We start from the raw sequence: 2,965 nt of genomic DNA on the forward strand, positions 1-2,965 counted from the left end.
ATCATAGGGGCTTAGCTTAGCACCTAGGGCAAAGTTTGCCCTAAAATCCATGTTTGATTTTCTTAACATTGCAGCCTTAATCTTACCTTTTATTGCATACATCCTTATATCTCTACCAAAAGATGACTCTATAAATTCTTCAAATAAAAACTCTTTGTCTATGCCATAAAAAGTCCTTATTTTTTTTAAATCTTCCTCACTTTTTATAAGATAAACTTGGTCGCCTTCAGAACCATCTAAACCTTTAATCACAAAAGGATCTGATAAAATTTTAGATACTTCTTCAAAAGATTTATCTGCACTTGCCAAAAAATATTTGGGTTTTAAGAAATGTAGTGAAGAAATATTTTCCAACTGGGAAAATTTATCCAGATAAGTATTAAAAGAAGATAGGTTATTGTAAGATTTTTTTGCTAATGAATTTAACCTATCTTTTATATGCCCATGTTTATGTCTATTTATTAAAAAATCAACTTTATCCAATTGATGAGCTTTGTGTAATATTTTATTTTCACATATTATTGTGTCACAGACTCCAATTGTATTCATTTCAATATTTAGGCTTTTTGCTTCTTGTTCTAATCTTTTACAGGTGTAGGAATTACACATATTATCATATCGAGCAATTAAATATCCTCTGAGTTTTTTTATCATTTTACCTTAATTCTTTCCTCATTAAAAATCCACCACAAAATTAAAGGAAATATCAATATAATTAGCAAAAACTTAATAAATAAAGAGCATTTTAGCTCTGCTACTGTTATTACTGTTCCTAAAAAAGTTATCCCTTGGCTAATGGAGTGCCTTTTAAAATTATATTCCATATTTCTCTTAACTTTTACAATACATCCTATCCCATTCATGTCAAGTTTTTTTCTGATTGTTGCTGGCATTTCTATAATATAGTCACGACAATTGTCATCAGTTAATATTCTTGCAGTAATTGTTTTTTCATTATAAGAAATATCTATTTTATCATTATCCTCTGTCCCTAAAATCATCATAACATTTGAAGATACTCTGACTATACCATAATTATCATCAGTTTCTGCTGCCCAGCTACACCTTAAAAAAACAAAACTATAGCCTACATAAAAACTATAAAATTTATTTTTTATACTTTCCAATACAGACAATTTTATTTCTTCTGTTTGTATTTTCTTGGGTAAAACAAGAAGTTCTATCTTATTATTAACTATATTTTCCTGACTTTGACTAATTTTAGAAATCTGCTCATCAGACAATGAAGAGTTGTTATTTACAATATAATAATTGTCGCCAGGGATTTTTTTATAATATTTCAAGCATAAATCTTTTACCTCATCATCTAACTGGGCAAGCATCAATTGATATTCTTCTTTTCTTAAGTATTCAAAGGGATAATTGATACAAGCTAACAATAATTTATAATACCTTGGAATCATTATTCTTTCTAAGGCTACTCCGTCCCTACTTATTCTACCCTTATCTCCATAGTTGGCTTTGTTATAATCAATTAACATCTTAAGACCAACATATTTATTATAGACATAAAAATCATAAGTCGATGAATAAGCAAGAAATTTATCATACAAGGCTTGGGAAAAAGAAATATTTGCTATCTTATCAATCTTTGGTACACCAATAGGTAAATCATACTTTTTATATAAGTGAACAACAATAGGCATACCTATAATTCTTTGTTTCCAGTCTGAAAAATTTTTCTGCAAAACTCCGTTATAAGATAGCAATTCTATAAACCTATTTGTCAGATAAATATTTTTAGAATTTTTTTCATTATTGTTGGGACTATTTATTTCTTTACTGTCATATATATGAACTAATTCAATTTGTCCCTTATATGTTGAAATACCATAATTATATGTAGGTATAATTTTATTTAAATTCTCAGGATTTTCCTCCTTAAATAATTCCTTATAATCAAGTCCAGCTATGTCCTGTGGCTTATGTATTCTTGCCCTGTTGAGTTTTAAAACTTTATGACTTTTTGCATTCCAATCTACTTTTGCCAATGTGCCAATAATATATTCCAAAGAAACAATTAAATTAAATACATTGTCCTCATTATTTTTATCATATAAATTTCTCAACAAATTATTTATTTCCAGTTGCATGGTGCTTATATTGCATTCTCTATGAATATAATTTGTTAAAGTATTTATATTTGAGGCTTTAAAAACTTGATTAACAAAAACTTTATTTTTTTCGTGATTGTAAAAAAAATCCTCTACTGTATAAATAACCAAGTCCTTAATAAATTTATAATCATTTAAAGATGAATCTTTATCATCTGTTGTTCCTATTTCTACAGCACATTCTTTTTCCTTATCGCATCCATGAATATCAAATAAAATTTTTATGTTATTTTCTTTATATATTTCTTTAAGGCTCTCTTATATGATGAATTTTCCTCACTGTCAAAATTTGCATCAGATGATGACTGGTTAAGTGCATATATTAAATGACATCCCGTAACTTTTTGCAAATATAGACAAATTGAACCTGTAAATAAATCACAATATTTAATTTTCCCATTTCTAAAATGATTTACACTATGAGGTGCAGATAGCATAATTGGAACTTTTCCTTCTATAATTTCAAATTCCCTAGAATCTTTGCCATTATAATCATTTGCGGAAAATTTCTTCTCTATTTTTTTAAGTAATTTATAATTTCTTCTTTTTCAATCATAACTTAGCTCGTCCATTTCTTTTAAAATATAAAACTCTTTTATAAGCTGAAGGCTTCCGCTTACTAATATTAAATCATCAGGTCTTGCCATGGGAACTATATAATTTAGAGCTTCTTTAAGAGATGACTTAGACATTACTATTTTTACACTAGCTTGTGCTTCTTTTTCTAAAATCTCTATATCTTCATTTGACTTATTTTCTAAATCAACTAAAATTAAAAGGTCTGCAAGTTCTCCTATTTCTTCTAGCATTTTTTATGGTCTTTATCCTTT

General features: G+C 27.3%; 4 protein-coding genes. All 4 read right to left on the reverse strand.

Annotation, left to right across the window (positions count from 1 at the left end):
• A partial coding sequence (locus HMPREF9131_RS00250) for a RimK family alpha-L-glutamate ligase (protein WP_009344714.1) occupies positions 1–654 on the reverse strand: 654 nt, incomplete at its 3' end.
• On the reverse strand, positions 651–2,093 hold the full coding sequence (locus HMPREF9131_RS00255) for a hypothetical protein (protein ID WP_156780667.1): 1,443 nt from the start codon (positions 2,091–2,093) through the stop codon (positions 651–653). The genes HMPREF9131_RS00255 and HMPREF9131_RS00250, both read right to left, overlap by 4 nt.
• A 263-nt stretch (positions 2,094–2,356) precedes the next feature.
• On the reverse strand, positions 2,357–2,572 hold the full coding sequence (locus tag HMPREF9131_RS00260; RefSeq protein WP_009344716.1) for a hypothetical protein: 216 nt from the start codon (positions 2,570–2,572) through the stop codon (positions 2,357–2,359).
• Between the two features lie 111 nt (positions 2,573–2,683).
• Positions 2,684–2,944: a hypothetical protein gene (locus tag HMPREF9131_RS00265; protein WP_009344715.1), complete on the reverse strand. Its 261-nt coding sequence runs from the start codon at positions 2,942–2,944 to the stop codon at positions 2,684–2,686.
• Positions 2,945–2,965: the final 21 nt, after the last annotated feature.

The sequence above is a fragment of the Peptoniphilus sp. oral taxon 836 str. F0141 genome, from assembly GCF_000179335.1.
GTDB lineage: Bacteria > Bacillota > Clostridia > Tissierellales > Peptoniphilaceae > Peptoniphilus_A > Peptoniphilus_A lacrimalis.

Bases quoted from the DNA above. Each gene is read 5' to 3' on its own strand.
- HMPREF9131_RS00260 (WP_009344716.1), bottom strand. From the start codon at position 2,572: ATGCTATCTGCACCTCATAGTGTAAATCATTTTAGAAATGGGAAAATT.
- HMPREF9131_RS00265 (WP_009344715.1), bottom strand. From the start codon at position 2,944: ATGCTAGAAGAAATAGGAGAACTTGCAGACCTTTTAATTTTAGTTGAT.